At 59.1% G+C, this 17,709-nt stretch carries 16 protein-coding genes; 2 read left to right on the forward strand and 14 right to left on the reverse strand.

Annotated elements, in window-relative coordinates; genetic code table 11:
- Window positions 1-169 precede the first annotated feature (169 nt).
- From panS to SANT_RS18200, 3 genes are all read right to left on the reverse strand, one after another.
- A complete protein-coding gene (gene panS, locus SANT_RS18190; protein WP_025423668.1) occupies window positions 170-1,114 on the reverse strand; it encodes a ketopantoate/pantoate/pantothenate transporter PanS in 945 nt (314 codons plus the stop codon).
- Window positions 1,115-1,489: 375 nt separating this feature from the next.
- The gene (locus tag SANT_RS18195) at window positions 1,490-2,260 is read right to left on the reverse strand and encodes a molybdate ABC transporter permease subunit (RefSeq protein ID WP_051440188.1); all 771 of its coding nucleotides are present in this window, start codon (window positions 2,258-2,260) and stop codon (window positions 1,490-1,492) included.
- Between the two features lie 6 nt (window positions 2,261-2,266).
- Window positions 2,267-3,199 carry an extracellular solute-binding protein gene (locus SANT_RS18200; RefSeq protein ID WP_025423670.1) on the reverse strand — a complete coding sequence of 311 codons (933 nt, stop codon included), beginning with the start codon at window positions 3,197-3,199 and terminating at the stop codon, window positions 2,267-2,269.
- 555 nt (window positions 3,200-3,754) lie between these two features.
- Between SANT_RS18200 and bhsA the strand changes: the two genes are divergently transcribed.
- Window positions 3,755-4,015 (forward strand): multiple stress resistance protein BhsA, encoded by a 261-nt coding sequence (bhsA, locus tag SANT_RS18205; RefSeq protein WP_025423671.1) that lies wholly within the window; start codon window positions 3,755-3,757, stop codon window positions 4,013-4,015.
- A 281-nt stretch (window positions 4,016-4,296) separates the two neighbouring features.
- Here the strand turns inward: bhsA and arnT are convergent, their stop codons facing one another.
- From arnT to SANT_RS23030, 5 genes are all read right to left on the reverse strand, one after another.
- A complete protein-coding gene (gene arnT, locus SANT_RS18210; protein ID WP_081730480.1) occupies window positions 4,297-6,093 on the reverse strand; it encodes a lipid IV(A) 4-amino-4-deoxy-L-arabinosyltransferase in 1,797 nt (598 codons plus the stop codon).
- Window positions 6,090-7,067 carry a glycosyltransferase gene (locus SANT_RS18215; RefSeq protein WP_025423673.1) on the reverse strand — a complete coding sequence of 326 codons (978 nt, stop codon included), beginning with the start codon at window positions 7,065-7,067 and terminating at the stop codon, window positions 6,090-6,092. Before SANT_RS18215 ends, arnT begins: the two co-directional genes overlap by 4 nt.
- Window positions 7,068-7,813: 746 nt before the next feature.
- Window positions 7,814-8,308, reverse strand: a complete 495-nt coding sequence (locus SANT_RS18220) for a cupin domain-containing protein (RefSeq protein ID WP_025423674.1) — start codon at window positions 8,306-8,308, stop codon at window positions 7,814-7,816.
- A gap of 44 nt (window positions 8,309-8,352) precedes the next feature.
- On the reverse strand, window positions 8,353-8,787 hold the full coding sequence (locus SANT_RS18225; protein ID WP_025423675.1) for a DoxX family protein: 435 nt from the start codon (window positions 8,785-8,787) through the stop codon (window positions 8,353-8,355).
- On the reverse strand, window positions 8,768-9,433 hold the full coding sequence (locus SANT_RS23030; protein ID WP_025423676.1) for a DUF1003 domain-containing protein: 666 nt from the start codon (window positions 9,431-9,433) through the stop codon (window positions 8,768-8,770). Before SANT_RS23030 ends, SANT_RS18225 begins: the two co-directional genes overlap by 20 nt.
- A 255-nt stretch (window positions 9,434-9,688) precedes the next feature.
- Between SANT_RS23030 and SANT_RS18235 the strand changes: the two genes are divergently transcribed.
- Window positions 9,689-10,339 carry an O-methyltransferase gene (locus tag SANT_RS18235; protein ID WP_025423677.1) on the forward strand — a complete coding sequence of 217 codons (651 nt, stop codon included), beginning with the start codon at window positions 9,689-9,691 and terminating at the stop codon, window positions 10,337-10,339.
- 19 nt (window positions 10,340-10,358) lie between these two features.
- Here the strand turns inward: SANT_RS18235 and SANT_RS18240 are convergent, their stop codons facing one another.
- The 6 genes from SANT_RS18240 to thrP all read right to left on the reverse strand — a co-directional run bounded on the left by SANT_RS18240 (window position 10,359) and on the right by thrP (window position 17,706).
- Window positions 10,359-11,075 carry an ABC transporter ATP-binding protein gene (locus tag SANT_RS18240; RefSeq protein ID WP_025423678.1) on the reverse strand — a complete coding sequence of 239 codons (717 nt, stop codon included), beginning with the start codon at window positions 11,073-11,075 and terminating at the stop codon, window positions 10,359-10,361.
- Window positions 11,072-11,947: an ABC transporter ATP-binding protein gene (locus tag SANT_RS18245; protein WP_025423679.1), complete on the reverse strand. Its 876-nt coding sequence runs from the start codon at window positions 11,945-11,947 to the stop codon at window positions 11,072-11,074. Before SANT_RS18245 ends, SANT_RS18240 begins: the two co-directional genes overlap by 4 nt.
- Window positions 11,944-13,203 (reverse strand): high-affinity branched-chain amino acid ABC transporter permease LivM, encoded by a 1,260-nt coding sequence (gene livM / locus SANT_RS18250; protein ID WP_420480362.1) that lies wholly within the window; start codon window positions 13,201-13,203, stop codon window positions 11,944-11,946. Before livM ends, SANT_RS18245 begins: the two co-directional genes overlap by 4 nt.
- Window positions 13,204-13,241: 38 nt before the next feature.
- On the reverse strand, window positions 13,242-14,156 hold the full coding sequence (locus SANT_RS18255) for an ABC transporter permease subunit (RefSeq protein ID WP_025423681.1): 915 nt from the start codon (window positions 14,154-14,156) through the stop codon (window positions 13,242-13,244).
- A 106-nt stretch (window positions 14,157-14,262) separates the two neighbouring features.
- Window positions 14,263-15,384: a branched-chain amino acid ABC transporter substrate-binding protein gene (locus tag SANT_RS18260; protein ID WP_025423682.1), complete on the reverse strand. Its 1,122-nt coding sequence runs from the start codon at window positions 15,382-15,384 to the stop codon at window positions 14,263-14,265.
- Window positions 15,385-16,299: 915 nt separating this feature from the next.
- Window positions 16,300-17,706: a bifunctional threonine/serine APC transporter ThrP gene (gene thrP, locus SANT_RS18265; RefSeq protein ID WP_025423683.1), complete on the reverse strand. Its 1,407-nt coding sequence runs from the start codon at window positions 17,704-17,706 to the stop codon at window positions 16,300-16,302.
- Window positions 17,707-17,709: the final 3 nt, after the last annotated feature.

The raw sequence follows: 17,709 nt of genomic DNA on the forward strand, positions 1-17,709 counted from the left end.
GCCACTCTGCTTAGGGTGGGGGGCTGCATGAGCGGTTACCGGGCACGGCGCTGGCGGCCATGGTCAACATCCTGCTGGTCCTGTTGATCATCGACGGCCGACAGGCATATTGGCCCGAGGAGGAGGGCAACGGCCCCGACCTGACCACGCCGGACGGGGACCGGAACGGCTAGCCCCGTTTTTCAGGAACGGCGGAATCCCGCTTGGGGATGGGGCGTCCCGACCAGTAGCCCGCTAGCACCGAGCCGGACAGGTTGTGCCACACCGAGAACAGCGCGCCGGGCAATGCCGCCAGCGGCGTGAAATAGATCTTGCCCAGCGTCGCCGCCAGGCCCGAGTTCTGCATGCCGACTTCCATGGCCAGGGTACGGCAGGTGGTTTCGTCGAAACCGAACAGCCGGCCGCCCCAATACCCCGCCAGCAGTCCGATGCCGTTATGCAGGATCACCGCCACAATAACGATAAGACCCACCGAGCCGATAAAACTCTGGCTGCCCGCCACTACCGCGCTGATGATCAATAAGATACACACCATTGAGAAGGCAGGTAAAAACGGCTCGACCTTTTTGACCGTGGCGGTAAACAGATGATGGATCACCAGTCCGGCGAAAATCGGTATTACCACGATCTGTAGAATGCTCATCAGCATGCCCGCCACGTCCACCTTGATGTGCGTGTCGACATAAAGGCGCGTAAGCAGCGGCGTGGCGAAAACCCCCACCAGCGTCGACACGGCGGAGATAGTAACCGACAGCGCCACATCCCCCTTCGCCAGATAAATCATGACATTGGACGCGGTGCCGCTGGCGACGCTGCCGACCAAGATCATCCCCGCAGATAAATCCGGCGGCATACGAAAGAGCCAGGCCAAGACCCAGGCCGCCAGCGGCATGACCAAATAATGCAGGAAGGTGGCGGCGGCCACCGGCGCAGGACGGGACAGTACGCGTTTAAAATCTGCGAAGCGCAGGGTCACGCCCATGGCGAACATGATAAGCATTAACAGCGTGCTCACCCAGGCGCCGATCGGCGTAAAACTGCCCGGCGTATAATAAGCGACGATGGACAATAAAATAGCCCACAGCGGGAACAGGCGGGTAATTTTGTTCAACATATTCGGGAGGATCCTTAATTGTTTTTTTAATTGTCTGTGATGTTGCGGTCATGCCAGCGAAGACGCGACCCGTGCCATAGCGGCATTAGTTTTACCGTCTATTGTTTCTAGTAGCAATAATTTCACGATAATTCCCCGCCTTGACGCACAGGCGCGTTAGCTCCAGCTTGCCACTGAGCTCAAGCCGTTACTGGCAGAGATGCGGAGGTTTATCGCTATCGAACGTTTCCAGCGTCAGAATCCCCCGGGAAAAGTCTTTCCCTTTCCTGGTGGGAAAATGAGGAGGCCGTGGCCGGTTGGCAACGTCATCGCATGCATCAGGCGGTCAGGAAGACGGGTACGGCCGTTACGCGGCTTTTAGACAGGTAAAGAATCTCAGGCGAGCCTGCGCCATTGGCGGCCCGTTGCTAAACACCAAAGCGGGAAAGGCAGCGTAAACAGCAGCAGTAACCATATCAGGCTATAAACCGCATTGACGCCATCATTTTGCAGGTTGATATACAGCTTGACCGGTATCCCCTGCGGGAAATAGGAAAACACCAGCACGATGCCGAATTCACCGACGGCGCGCACCCAGGCGATCGCCAGCCCCGTGGCCAGACCGCGCCGCGCCAGCGGCAGCGTTACGCGCCATAGCACCTGCCGCGGCGGCGCGCCCAGCACCTTGGCCGCGTCCTCAAGCGACGGCGGTACGCTTTCAAAGGCCGCTCGCGCCGACAGGATGAAATAAGGCAGCGCGCCGTAAACCTGCGCCAGCACAAAAGCCGCGGCATTGTTGGTCAGGGCCAGTCCCACCGTCGCCAGCGCTTCACCCAAAGTACTGTAGGGGCCGTAGGCCGATACCAGTAAAATACCCAGGGCCAGCGGCGGGGTCAGTAGAGGGATCAGCACCAGCACCTCGGCCCAGCGCCGCAGCGGCGACGTGGCACGAGCCAGCCACAGCGCCAGCGGCGTGCCCAGCACGATGATGAGCGGCACGGAAACCGCGCTGAGGCCGAGCGACACCGCTACGGCATTCCAGTCGCCGTAGGCCAGATGAAATTCCCCCCACGAGGTCACGCCAATGAGGGTGATAAACGGCAGCGCCAGCAACAGCAGCGCCGGCGCGCCGAACCAGCCGGCCGGCGACAACGGGCGTCGGATCATTAGCGGTTACGGATACAGCACGCCGCCTTTCGGCTGGCCATAACCGTTATCCTTCAGCAACTGTTGACCGGCCACGCTTTGCATAAAGCTGATGAAACGGCGTCCTGCCTGCGCATCGGGGGCATTTTTCAGCACCGCCGCATAGAACACCAGCGGCTGCGTGTGCAGCACTTTCTCTTTACCCGCCGCGTCGCGCACCGGGAAGCTTACCTTGCTATACCATTGCTCGTTCATATCGGGATTACTCAGATTGATTTCGTCCGGCAGCGTGATATAGGGCAGCTTAGCGGAAATCGTCGCGCTCTCATAGCCGGAAGCCGCGTCCACCTGTCCGGCTTCCAGCCGGGTCAGCAATCCGCCTTCAGCAAACACCTGTTGTGGATTTTGCACGTCGCCGAGGATACGGTGCGCCAAACCGGGCTGATGATAGAAATTTTCCGCCAGCAACAGCGTAAAGACGATGTTTTGCCCCTGCGGATCGCTGACCGGATCGGTGCGGCCAAAACGCAACCCGGGGCTTTGCAGCACTTTCCACCAGGGTTGCGCGTCCGCTTTGCCCTCTTTAGCGGCGGCCAGCGCCGGCGCAAATTTGCCTTTCGGATTGTAGGCTATCACCATGCGGGTACTGGCCACCGGCACGGCGCTGTCAATGAGCCCCGCCTGTTTGAGGATATCCATCGGCCCCGGGGTGATGGAAACAAAGACGTCCGCCACGACTTTTTTCGACGCCAGCAGGCGCGCCATACCGTAAGCACCCTGCCCCTGTCCTTGGTAAGTAAGGTGCTCTTTCTCGGCAAATGCCGGTCCCAGATGCTTATCCATCACCACGCCCATTGAGCCCGCATAGGTCACGCGAATTTCATTCGCCGCCTGCGCCTGCAACGCGAGGAAAATGCCCAAGGTCCCTGCAAGTACCGTTTTAAATAGATGTCTTTTCATTGTCTCTGCTTATCGTTATATAAAAAGTTATATAACAATAGCGAATTTAATCCCTTGAAAGCAAGCGGTGTCCGCCGGGATCGCGACGCCTTTCGCGGTCCGAACGCCGTCACACCTTGGCTCGGGCGATCATCATGCAATAACTCATTGATTGACGGGTCATTGCCCGCTGCTGGGATGCTGCCTACCCTTAAATTATTGTCAATCATCGCGTTATATTTCCACTCTTTCGCCAGGTGGTGTCGTGAGGTACGCGGAGATGTCACCCATAAGCGCATCGCCCATGCGCCTTCCGCGCTTGCCGAGCATCGACGGTACACGCGACGCCCGTTGAGGCGTCACGGCAGCATTCTCGCGACACGGATCACGGTCGTGATGGCGCGGGGCCGTGGAGAGACAAGACAACAACCTTTCCGGTAGGAAACAAAGCAAACTGCACTAATGCATAAACGACAAGAATAACGACAAACCTAGGGTCACCCGCGGTCGACGAGACCACGCCGACCGTCATGACAGGGTGGCAATTAACACTTATCCCTAATGAGAGAAACTAATATGAAAATGACATTTATTGCCGCGACGGCGCTTATTCTGGCAACCTTTTCGTTCCCCCTGCTTGCTGCGCAGGAAGTCACCTCGCCGCCGCCCGGACAGCAGCCGATGGGTACCGTTTCCGCCACGACGTACAACAGTAGCGTGACCGATTTACAGCAGCAATTAGAGGCCAAGGCGGATGAAGCGAACGCTTCCTCCTATCGCATTACTTCCGCTGGCGGCACCGATACCATGAGCGGCACCGCAGAATTGTATAAATGATCCCCACGACCGGGGCGGGGGACGCTTCCCGCTCCGGTATTCCCCTCTCTCGCTGCGGCAAAACGCTCCCTCCGTGACACTCCCCCCCTACGCGGCGGCAAAGACAGCCCATCAGCGGCAATCCCCCCGCCCGCGACGGCAGAAACCCTTATCAGCGACAATGACACCTTATCGCCCGCGGCGGCCAAGACCTGTCATCCGCGGCACTAAAGCCACCCCACCCGCGGGGGGCGGTCACTCCGCAACCGGTACGGCAAACAACAGGCCGGTGACTGCGAGCGTCATGGCCGCTGCTGATAGTGGAGCAGCGCCACGCGGTGATTACGGTGCACCATATCCGCCTTCGGCAGGCCGGGCGGCAGATCCTGCCCGCGATCAAGCAACAGCAGCAGCGCCACGTCCCCCTTATGGCGCATCCGCGCTAGCCACGCGGGAAAATCCTCCCGGCTCAGATGGCGTCCCTGCGCATCGGCGTAAGTCAAACCGTAGGCTAACTCGCCTTTATCGTCATACATGACGATATCGTTGCGCTCCAGCTCCCAGGCCAGCGCCGTCGCTACGCCGACATGATTACTGAGCACATAGCGGCTTTGGTTGAGCGTGGTCTCATGACGGCGGATGAATTCCTGCGGCTGATTCCCATCAATGACGCGTTGGGGAATGATCTGCCCCACCAACAGGCTTAACAGTAGCGGACAAAGCGCCGCCAGCGCCCAGCGGTCCCCCTGTGCCCGTCGCGACACCGCGGCAAAACACAGCCAACCGGCGAACGCCAGCGTACCGATGACAATGCGCGGCCACTCGCCGGTGGAGTAAATTCGCGCGCACGGCAGCATACCGCTGCCCGCCAGCAACAGGGCGGCGATGGCGCCCAGCGCGAAGATGGTATTGATATTCGCGTTGGCGTTGAAGACCTTACACCGCAGCGCGTCGGCGCACTCTCGCCCGTGGGCCGCCAGCAGCAACGCCAGCGGCGCCATACACGGCAGGATATAGGTCAGCAATTTTCCTTTCGCCACGCTGAAGAACAGCAGCGGCATCATCACCCAGCACAGAAGCAAGAAGCGTTCCGGCTGCGTCTGGCGCGCGCGCCAGCCCGCGGCCAATGCGCCCGGCAGCAGCCCCAGCCAGGGCAACGACCCCAACACCAGCACCGGCAGGTAAAACCAAAGCGGGGCCCTGTGCTGGGCATTTTCCGCGGCGAAGCGCTGAATATGTTCTACCCAAAAAAAGTAGCGCCAGAAATCCGGCTCCAGCCGCGCCAGCCTCAGCGCCCAGGGCAAATTGACCAGCGCCGCCAGCAGCGCTGCCAATGCGCCGTACCCTAACGTTGACTTAAACTGCCGGTAGTAAAGCGACACCGGCAGGACCGCGATAGCGGGTACCACCAGGGCAAGAAACCCCTTGGTCATAAAGCCCAGGCCGCAGGCGAGGCCGAACACCAACCAGGCGCAGAATCGCCCCGTCCGGCTGTTGGCGCGCAAGGCGAAGACGTGCGCCGCCATGGCGGCGTTAAGCCAGAGGGCGAGCATCGGATCCAGCACGCTGTAGGTGCCGACGCCAAACACCAGCAGCAGCGACAGAAATATGAGCGCCGACAGCACAGACTGACGCAGTTGATGCCGCTGCGTCCACGCCAGACCAAACACCAGCAGCGCGCTTAGCCCGGTACTGAGCACCGAGGCGAACCGCACCGCAAAGTTGGTACTGCCAAACAGCCACTGACCGATGTTATTCATCCAGTATCCCGCCAGCGGCTTCTCAAAGTAGCGCAGCCCCAGTAAATGAGGCACCGTCCAGTCGCCGCTGGCCAACATTTCCCGGCTGATTTCGGCGTAGCGGGTTTCATCGGGCTGCCACAACAGCCTCCCTTCGAGCGGTACCAGATAGGTCAGCACGAAAAACACCGCCAGCAGACCCAGCCAGATCCCGGCCTTATCCCCGAAACTTCCCGGCCGGGCGCCACGCAGGGAGGGATGAACGGCCGCCGGCACCGCACCGGTGGCGCAAACGCCGGGTTTCCCCCTGCGCCAGACGATGTCGCCCCGTTCCCCGTCCGTCTTGTATTCGCCGCTCATGACGATATCTCGCCGCGCGCGGCCGGTGACGCGCCCACAACCTGCCGGATTACCGCACCGGGTCGGTCGCGCAGGATCTGGTAGATGCGGCCGAGATACTCGCCGAGCAGCGCCAGCGCCAGAAGCTGTGCCCCGACGAAGGTGAAGAGAAAGGCGAAAAGCGTAAACACGCCGTCCCCGGCCCAGACCTGGCCCAGCAGGCAGCGCAGCAGCAGCATCCCCAGCCCCATGCAAAACCCGGCCAGGGCGACGATACCGCCGATAACGCTCAGCAGACGCAGCGGGGCGGTAACCAGCGTCGCGGCCAGATCGCACAGACGGTGAAAGCCGCTCAGGGTTCTGCCCCCTGATGTGCCGTGCTTTCGCGGCGCGTGGCTTATCTCTATATCGGTAATGCGCTCGGTCAATCTGTTCGCCAGGATGGGAACGATGCCGCGCTCGCGGCTTTGCAGCAGCGCCGTGACGATGGGCCGACGATAGGCGCGCAGCGCACAGCCATAGTCCGCCGTGCTTTTACCGGTGACGCGACGGATAATCCCGTTCACCGCAACGGAGGCCAGCCGGCGCGGCCAGCCATCTCGGCGGTTGGCACGAATTGCGCCTACGATGTCATAGCCTTCGCTGGCAATGCTCACCATGCGCGGAATCTCTTCCGGCGGCGACTGCAAATCGGCGTCGAGGGTAATGATCACCTCTCCCCGCGCCTGGCTGAAGCCGGCCATGATGGCGGGGTGTTGCCCATAATTACGGTTGAGCAGCACCGCCACAAACCGACTGGCGGGCGCCTGGGCGGCGGCGCGCAACAGCGCGGAGGTGCCATCGCGGCTACCGTCATCCACCAGGATAATTTCGTAGGGCAGCCCAAGCTGGCGACAGGCGGCCTCGGTGCGCAGCAGCAGGGCCGGCAGGTTTAGTTCCTCGTTGAAAAGGGGAATGACGACCGAAACCGAGCTCAAACGCGCGACGTTAGACACCTGCCTGCTCCTGCAATGGCCAAAGGCGCCCAGAGTACGACGTCCTATTATTTCCGTTGTCGGTCATGAGGGAAGAAAAAGACGGATAGAAGCTCACGGCAGTTACCCTATAAATATCATATTTCCGGGCACTATAAATCCTGACTCCTTAACGAAGAATAAACATCAAAAGGATCCGTTTAATATTGCACAGCGTTTATAGGGATTATTCCCGCCCTGTCGCACATAAAAATAAGCGCGCACCACAAAGATATTAAAGAGGATAGTCATTGGCGGATATTGGCGATGGGTGTTCGCCAACCGCGGCCGGCGCCATGAGATATCCGCGGATTAAACGGGGCATAATGGCAATGTCATCTCGCCTATTATTGATGGAAAGCAACATTATTCCGACGTGGTGTTATTTATTACTGTAATTGAATAAAAGAGGTTCAATGATCCCGGGCCAAAACTATTTTTCACCCTCGCGGGTCGCGTTTGCCGCCTTGGTAAACAGATAAATTTTCCGCCGGCGGGGTCAACTTTCTTATTCCCACGGGCGCCCCTTGCCCGCGCGGTAGGACCACGGGAGCAGTGACGCGCACGTTCACCCGTGGAGACGCTTCGGCAAGCCTATTTACCGCCGGGGGACGGGAAAACGCCCCCCACAGGGTTGCGACCAGGTTAGCAGCGCTTTGCGGCTGCGGCCAACCCTGCCGCCTGCGGCCTGTCTCAGCAGGGGAACAACGCCGGGAGCGATGTGGACATCAAGGCCGCGGCACGGCCGGTTTGCCGTCGTGATCGCCGAAAGGCAGATCGGGATAATCCAACCAGCGGTCGGCGCGGCGCGCTTCATACTCGGGATTCATGGGGTAGCGGATCCGGTTCTCCGGCTTGTCGGCCTCCCCCACCACCAGCAGCATCACATCGTCTGCGGTGTTATTAATGAAGGTATGGCAAATTCCGGTACCGGCCGGCAACCCGACCGCATCACCCGGCGACAGAGGGTACAGCTCCCCGTTTAGCCAGACGTCGGGATTGCCCGCCAGGACATAGACGAATTCCTCTTCCTGGCTTTCCGCGTGGGGATAGGTGCTGCGCCGCCCGGGGGGTAAACGCTCATGGTGGATGCCGATACGCGTCAGCCCCAGCGCCCGCCCGAGCGGCGCACCGAAGCTGAAACGTTCGTTATCGCCTTCATAGGTGTCGTTGCCATCGTCTTCTAATTCTTGCCAGTGGCGGATAAAGTCGGGTCGTGTCATTGAAGATACCGATGAGCTGACGACCCGAATGACGGATCGACAGACTACTGAAGTCGCGGGTTACTTACCAGCACATAGCGGCCGGCGCCAAGCAGCATAATAATAATGCCGCCCATGAAGTATAGCGCTTCCGTTTCCAGCTTCCAGGCGCCGACCTGGGTACGGGTAAAGAAATCGGCGGTATGCACCAGCAGGGTCGCGACCACTAAATTGATGGCGTAAATCAGCGCGGCGGGACGGGTCATGAAACCAATGAGTATCATCAGTGGCGTCACGATTTCACCGATATAGGCGCCATAGGCGATGAACGCCGGCAGCCCGTGCTGCGCCAGTAGGCCGCCGATCCAGCCCACGCCGTGCTGCATTTTGAACGCGCCGTGAAACAGCATGAGGATCCCGAAAGTCAGGCGCAGTAACAACTTGGCGAAGTCAGGATGGTCGGACAGCCTGGAAAAACCGTTATTCAGGGAAGCGAACATGGGAGATACCGCTCATAGGATTTACAGTAAAAACAATCCTAACGATAAAAAGTATCAATCTCCAATCAAATTCCCTGACTAAGTTCTTCGAATAAATGCGCCGACAGCGGCGCCGATGGGGTAGGTTCGAGACATTATTGCGGACGCTGCTGACGTTTGATTTCTTCCAGTTGACGGGAAATATCCGCCAATTGCTCTTTAATCGAGGTAACGATATCGCCTTCCAGGTAATCAGGTAATCAATTTTATCGTGCAGCGCGTACATTTCCAGATCCGATTTGACGTTAACGTTAGAGGCGATTTCCGCTCGATAGCGATCCACTTCCCCCTCCCTTTTCTGGCTCATCATAATCGCCGGCGCGGTATAGGCCGCCTGGAAGGATAAAAATAAATTCAGCAGGATAAAGGGGTACGGATCGAAGCCGCTTTTGCCCATCAACAAGTTATAACTGGTCCAGCCAATAATGATGATGGTCTGGATAATAATAAAGGTCCAGGTCCCAATCACCGCGGTAATGGTATCGGCCATGCGCTGGCCCAAAGTCCGTGGCGCGATGGCATCCGAAGAAGGCATTAATAACGTTGCATGCTCACTGCGACTGCTCGCCCGTAATTCTTCAAGCTGTTTTTTTGATTTGGCGTCCATGGTGGCATCCCTGGTTAAGTGTATTTTATTGATAATATTGATTATTATTTAAAATAAAGTATAAATGACTTCAACAAATTTGCCACTTTTCCGCCGAGGAATTGTATATATATTTGTTTCCGTTGCCTGTTATGACATTAAAAATTCACAGGTTATCGGTTATCTTTCTTAAGCCAGCACGAAGCCGCCAGCGGGTTTTTTTGCAGAATTCATGGTAGGGTTGAGCTTGGGTAACCCTTTGCAGAGGTGACGGCAATGGAAAAACGCTGGTCAGAGGTAGACCGTTATATCGCGGCAAAACTGATTCCTGACGATCCCGTGTTCAGCCAGACGCTGGTAGCCAACCAGCGCGCCGGACTGCCGGCGCAGGATGTCGCCCCCAATCAGGGGAAATTTCTGCATATTGTGGCGCTGATGATTCAGGCTCGGCGCATATTGGAAATCGGCACGCTCGGCGGTTACAGCACCCTTTGGCTAGCGCGGGCGCTGCCGCCGTCAGGCCGGATTGTGACGCTTGAGGCCAACGCCCGCCATGCCGAGGTGGCGCGGGACAACCTCCGACGGGCCGGCGTCCTCGACCAGGTCGAGCTGCGTACGGGTCCGGCGCTGGCCAGCCTACCGACGCTGACCGGGCCGTTCGATTTGATTTTTATTGATGCGGACAAACCCGCCAATCCCGAATACCTGGCCTGGGCCATTAAACTATCCCGCCCGGGCACGGTCATTATCGGCGACAATGTGGTGCGCGCAGGGGAACTGGTAAATGCGCACAGCGAGGATGAACGGGTCCAGGGCGTGCGGCGATTTTTTGACCGGCTCGGGGAAGATCAACGGCTTATCTCCACCGCGCTTCAGACGGTGGGCGGCAAAGGTTGGGACGGTTTCAGCCTGACCTGGGTGCGCTAAGCGCTTCGCACGCAGGCGCTTAGATGCCGCCCAGATAAGCTTTGCGCACCTCCTCGTTGCCGAGCAGCGCTTTGCCGGGACCGCTCATGCGAATCTGGCCGTTAACCATCACATAGCCGCGATCGGACAGCGTAAGCGCGTGATGCGCGTTTTGCTCCACCAGGAAGAGGGTCATTCCGCCGGCCGCCAGCTCGCGCAAGATCTGGAAAATCTGCTTGACGATAATCGGCGCCAGCCCCAGGCTCGGCTCATCGAGCAGCAGCAGTTTGGGCCGGCTCATCAGCGCGCGGGCGATGGCCAGCATTTGCTGCTCGCCGCCGGACATCGTCATTGCGCGCTGGCCGCGCCGCTCCTCCAGCCGAGGAAACAGCTGATACATCCGCGCCAGATCCAGAGCCTGATAGCGGGTGCCGATGGCGATACTGCCCATCAATAAATTTTCCTCCACCGTCATATCGGGGAATACCCGCCGCCCCTCCGGCGACTGCGCGATGCCGTTGGCGGCCACGTAATGGGCGGATTTACGGCTGATATCTTCCCCTCGATAGAGGATCTGGCCGCCGCCGATACGCGGCTGTCCAAAGATGGACATCAACAGCGTGGATTTGCCGGCGCCGTTGGCGCCGATTAGCGCCACGGTTTCGCCTTCATCGATCCGCAGCGAAACCTTCTGCAGCGCCTGGATGGGGCCATAGTTGACGTCCACCTCGCGAAATTCCAGTAAAGGGGTCGTCATAGCGTCACCGCCTGTTCATCGGTGCCCAGATAGGCCGCGATAACCCGCGGGTCTTTTTGCACCGCCTGCGGCGGCCCGCTGGCGATGACGTCGCCGTGATCCAGCACGATAACCTGATCGGATATGTCCATCACCATGCCCATATCATGTTCAATCAACAATACGGTCATACCGTGATCATCGCGCAGCGTGCGGATAATACGGCTCAGCGCGCGCGTTTCCACCGGGTTTAAGCCGGCCGCCGGTTCATCAAGGCAAATCATCTCAGGCCCGGTACACATCGCGCGGGCGATCTCCAGCCGCCGCTGTTGACCATAAGACATCTCGCCCGCCAACCGGTTGGCGCAGCTGACCAAATCCACCACCTCCAGCCAGTAAAAGGCGCGATTCAGCGCCTGGCTCTCCGCGCGGCGATAGGCTGGCGTATTTAATATTCCGGCCAACAAATTGCGGTTAATCTGCATATGCTGCGCCACCAGCAGGTTCTCCACCACCGACATCTCGCGGAACAGGCGAATATTCTGAAAGGTGCGCGCCAGACCGGCGCGATTGACCAGATGGGTGCCGCCGAACATTTTATAAAAAAGCCGCCTGCCAAGCCGGGTGGGATGAAACCCGTCCGCCAAGCGCAGTCTCTCCCCCAACACCTCGATGACATTGATGCGGCGCCGCCGGGTGTTAAGCATGATCTGTCCGCCGCTGGCCCGATAAAATCCGGTCAGGCAATTGAAGACGGTGGTCTTGCCGGCGCCGTTCGGGCCGATAAGCGCGGTAATAGAGCCGCGCGCCACGTCCAGATTAACATCATTCAGCGCTTTGATGCCGCCAAACCGCATATGCAAATGCGCCACGCTCAGTATCGTTTCACTCATGGCGCCACCCCCTTGCGCGGCGTAAACCCGCTGCGGCTGACGCGGATCAGGCCGCGCGGTCGCCAGATCATCATCAGCACCATCAGCACGCCGAACAACAGCACCCGATATTCGGCAAAGCCGCGCAGCAACTCGGGCGCGACCGTCAGTACAAAAGCGGCGATCACCACGCCGATAGTGGATCCCAACCCGCCCAGCACCACAATGGCCAGGATCAGCGCGGATTCAAAGAACGTGAACGAGGTGGGATTAACAAATCCCTGGTAGCTGGCGAAGAACACGCCGGCCAGACCGGCGGTGGAGGCGCCGAGCGTAAAGGCGGACAGCTTGACCAGGACATGATTCAGCCCCATCGCGCGGCAGGCGATCTCATCTTCGCGCAGCGCTTCCCAGGCGCGGCCGATGGGCATCCGCGTCAACCGATGTTTGATATACAGGACCAACAGCACTACCAACACCAGCACCGTATAAATAAAAATAAACTTCAAATTCGGGTTATAGCTCATCCCGAAAAACTCATGAATAGGCACGCCGCCCTCCCTGGCGCGGCGGCCAAACTCCAGCCCGAAAAAGGTGGGCGACGGCACCGGAACGCCGTTAGGGCCGCCGGTAAACGCCAGCCAGTTATTCAGAACCAACCTGATTATCTCGCCAAATCCCAGCGTCACGATCGCCAAATAATCACCGTGCATCCGCAGCACCGGGAAGCCGAGCAGCGCCCCCGCCGCCGCCGCCATAACGGCGGACAGCGGCAACATCGACCAGAATCCCAGCCCAAGATATTGGTATCCCAGCGCCAACCCGTAGGCGCCGATGGCGTAAAACGCCACATAACCCAAATCCAGCAGGCCGGCCAGCCCCACCACGATATTCAACCCCAGACCCAGCAGGACATAAATCAGCCCCAGGATCCCCACCGTCAGCAGGTATTTGGTGGCCACGAAGGGAAACAGTATCGCCAGCAGCAGCAGCAGCGGCACTATCCAGCGCAGCCGGCTTTTCGCCTCCGGCGCGCGCACATAAACGCCCTCTCTTTCCCCCTCGAAACGGGACAGCCAGCGTTTGCCCGGCGCCGTCTGCCAAAAAAGACTCAGCAACAGCCGCCCGACCACCACGGTCAATACCATCACCGCCAGGCGTAGGCCGTGAAAATCGAAGCGATAACCGTTCAATACCACGCCGACCATCGGGCCGAAAATGATGAGCGCGATCAAACCCGCCAACGCCGCCTCCTTAAAAGCGTCCCTTAGCGCCATGTCGCGTTTTCCCGTCGTCGTTGTCATCGCGCCAGCTCCTATACTTTGGCGACCAAGGGCCGGCCCAACAATCCCTGGGGTCGGAAAATGAGGATCACCACCAGGAGAGAAAAGGAAAATACGTCTTTGTAATCGGAATTCACCATGCCGGAGAACTGCGCTTCCGCCACGCCGAGGATCAACCCGCCCAGCATCGCCCCCGGTAAGGAGCCTATCCCGCCCAGCACCGCGGCGGTGAAGGCCTTGATGCCGATGATAAAGCCGGCGTAGAAATCGAAGGTGCCGTAGTTCATGGTTATTAATACGCCCGCCAAACCGGCCATGGCGGCGCCGATAACGAACACCGCCGAAATGACCCGATCGGTGTTGATCCCCAGAATGGCGGCCATCTTGCGGTCCTGCTGCGTCGCGCGGCACATCCGGCCGAGGCGGGTATGCCGGATGACCCAATTCAGTACCAGCATCCCCACTAGCGATGCCGCCAGGATAAACACCTTGGTATAGGTCAACTGCACCACGCTGTCGCCCAGTGAAAATTTGACGACGCCATCGAGCAATGTGGGAATGCCCTGCTGGCGAGGCCCTTGGCTGATTTGCGCATAGTTCTGCAATATCAGCGACATACCGATAGCGGAAATCAGCGGCGCCAGCCGGGTGGAGTTGCGCAGGGGCCGGTAAGCGATACGTTCGATGACCCAGCCATACACCCCGGTGACCACCAGCGTGAACACCAGCGTGCCGAAAATCAGCAGCGGAAACGAGGACACCCCGAAGAAAGAGAGTAGCGCCAGGCCGATGGCGCACAGGTAGGCGGAGATCATATAGACTTCGCCATGGGCGAAATTAATCATGCCGATAATGCCATACACCATGGTATAGCCGATGGCGATAAGACCATATACGGCGCCCAGGGTTAAGCCGTTAAACATCTGCTGCCAAAAAAATGCTTCCATAGATAAGCGGTCCCGTCTGGCCCGACAGAACGCCTCGCGGCGCTCTGCGATTACGGCGCGCCGGGCTTATCATGCCGGCGCGCCCCTCGAAGTGCATGCCGCGCGGTTAAGGCAACTGCTGATATTTACCCTGGTTATCCCATTGATAAACGACATAATCAGAGACTTTCAAATCCCCCTTGCTGTCCCAACTTTTCTGCCCCATCACGGTGTCTACCGAATGGGATTTGAGCCAATCGCTGGCCTTGGCGGAATCGCTACCGCCGATGGCTTTGAAGGCGGCGGCAATGGCCTGTAGCGAGGCGTAAGCGTACAGCGTGTACCCCTCAGGCTCGAACTTGCTGGCGCGGAATTTCTCAATGACCGATTTGCCCGCCGGTATCAAACGCGGGTCCTGGCCAAAGGTCATCAGCACGCCGTCGGTATATTGCGGTCCCCCCGCCGCGGTCACCAGTTCTTCGGTGACAATGCAGTCGCCGGAGAAAAATTTCGCCTTCACGCCCTGTTCACGCATTTGACGAACCAACGGCCCGGCTTCGGGATGGCAGCCACCGAAATACACCACCTGCGGGTCTACCGAGCGGATTTTGGTCACCAGGGCATTGAAATCTTTTTCGCCGCGCGATAACCCTTCGTACATGACCTCCTTCACGCCCGCTTTATTCAGCGCGGCCTTAGTGGCATCCGCCAGCCCCTGCCCGTAAGTATCTTTGTCGTGGATGATCGCCACTTTGGTCGCTTTTAATTTGTCGATGATGTAACTGGCGGCGATAGCGCCCTGCTGGTCGTCTCGGCCGCACATGCGAAACAGGTTGCTCATGCCGCGCTCGGTGATCTGCGGGTTGGTGGAACCGGGCGTGATGGCGAGAATGCCGGCATCGTCATACACCTCCGAGGCCGGCATCGTGGACGACGAACAGAAATGGCCGATGACCGCCGCCACGTGGGATTGATCCACCAGCCGGTTGGCTACCGCGACCGCCTGTTTGGGCTCGCAGGCGTCGTCCCCCTGCACCAAGGTAATTTTCTCACCGTTGATCCCACCGGCGGCATTGATATCCGCCGCGGCCTGACTGGCGCCGCGCCAGTATTGATCCCCGTAGGTCGCGTTGGGACCGGAAAACGGCCCGGCGACGCCGACGGTAATATCGGCGTGGGCCGCAAACGCCGTTCCAAGACAGCCGATGATGAAAGCGGCAAGCGGAGAGGCTATCGGTTTCAATGACATTATCGTGTTCCTTAGTGCTGGGTTATTGGAACGCCAAAGGGCGACAATCGGCAACAAACTCTGCAGTAACACCGTTTAACCAATGAAAACAGCTGATGACACGCAACCGCCGGTCACGAATGCTCAGGCAATTCAGCTAAGCAATATCTCTGCCAGGTCGGCGAAGGGTGGCCAGCCGTGGGCAAGCAACAATCTCGGCTCCCCTACCCTTGGGGTTTGTTAAGCGTAGAGGGGCGAGCGCACCAATCCGGTGCGTGGGTTCTCATTTTAAGGAAATAATGGAAAATAAAGGTTGGGCGTGATATCCCCGCCAGCGCTTATCGCACGCCGTCATTCCCACCTGCGCTTCAGATGGGGGTGGCTGCATACCTTCAGGGCGATGCGATGACGACCGTGCCCCGAGCTGCCCAACACGCCGCTCCCGGGTTGTGACCTCTGATGCGAAAGCGATGGGATCCCACGGGTAAATGGGCGTTTGATGCGAAAGCGATGGGGTTCCACGGGTAAATGGGCGTTTGATGCGAAAGCGATGGAGTCCCGCGCGCAAATGTTGCTTTCTCCTTTCGCGCGGGAGACGACGCGCCCAACTCGGTGACGCTGTACCCGCGACGGGCACGCCTCGGGTACGGTGACGCTTTACTCTCGGCGGGTACGCCCCGGGCGCGGTGACGCTGTACCCGCGGTGTAGCCCCAGGCGCGGTGACGCTTTACCCGCGGTGTAGCCCCAGGCGCGGTGACGCTTTACCCGCGACGACACGCCTCAGGTACGGTGACGCTTTACTCTCGGCGGGCACGCCCCGGGCGCGGTGACGCTAAATCAGATCGGCGCGCTAGCGCGACTTCTATGCGATGACGCCGCCGGCATAATGGCGCCGCACCTGCACGGGGTCGTGCCGCTTTAGGTAAACGCGTCGGTTACCGTTTTGACGAAGCCGCCGGTCGGCAACGGCTAAGCGCGCCGCCGCGCCGACCCAGGTCGCATAAGCGATAAATCAGGGAGATACTGAGCAAAAACCCGCCGCCGACCGTTAACGACATACGGGTGTCCGGGCTTAACGCCATCCCCAGCAGCACACAGCCTAAGAAAGCCATGGTGAAATAATTTACCCATGGGAACAGCACCGATCGGAAAGGATGATCGACTAACGCTTGCCGATGGCGGCGGCGAAAGCGCAGCTGGCTTATCAACACCACGAACCACGGCACCATTCCCGGCAAAACGCTGGCGCTGTATACGTAGACAAACACTTGCCGCGGATTGGGGATAATATAATTCAAACAAGAGCCCGCCAGCAGTACGATTATCGACACCGTCACGCCCACCGCCGGCACGCCGCTCTGCGAAAGCCGCCCCATCGCCGCCGGCAGTTGGCGGTTATTCGCCAGGGCGTATAACATACGCCCGCAGCTGTACATCCCGCTATTGCAACCCGATAGCGCCGCCGTCAGGATGACAAAGTTAATAATCCCCGCGGCGGCGGTGATCCCGATTTTCGCGAAGGTCAGTACGAACGGACTGCCGTTGGCGCCGATCTGGTTCCACGGGAACAGCGTGACGATGACAAAGATAGCGCCGACATAGAAGATCAGTATGCGCCAAAGAATATTGCCGATGGCGCGACGCAGCGTCACCTGCGGATCTTTCGCTTCGCCTGCGGTAATGCCCACCAGCTCTACGCCTTGATAAGAAGCCACAACAATACACAGCGCGACGAGAAATCCTCGCCAGCCGCCGGTGAAGAAACCGCCGTGGGCGGTCAGATTTGCCAGCCCCACCGGCTGGCCGCCGTTGCCGACCCCCAGGAAAATCACCCCCAGTCCAACCAGGATCATGACGATGATGGTGGTGATCTTTATCAAGGCGAACCAGAACTCGATCTCGCCATATAACCGCACCGCCGCCAAATTGGCGGCCGCCACCAGGCCTACCGCCGCCAGCGCCGGGATCCACTGCGGCAAATCGGGAAACCAGAATTGCACATAAACGCCAATCGCGGTGATTTCCGAAATCCCCACCGCCATCCACATAAACCAGTAACTCCAGGCGGTCAGGTAACCAAAGAAGGGGCTCATATAACGGTGGGCGTAGACGGCAAAAGAGCCAGTGACCGGCTCCAGATAGAGCATTTCCCCCATGGCGCGCATGATGAAAAACACAAAAATACCGGCGATAATGTAGGCCAGCAGAACCGACGGCCCGGCCCATTGCAGCGTGCTGGCCGCCCCCATGAACAGACCCACGCCGATGGTGCCGCCCAGCGCAATCAATTCTATGTGGCGGGCCTCGAGACCTCGGTTCAGCCCCTGATGTTCTACCGTCATAAT

This window comes from Sodalis praecaptivus (genome assembly GCF_000517425.1).
Taxonomy (GTDB): Bacteria; Pseudomonadota; Gammaproteobacteria; order Enterobacterales; family Enterobacteriaceae; genus Sodalis_A; species Sodalis_A praecaptivus.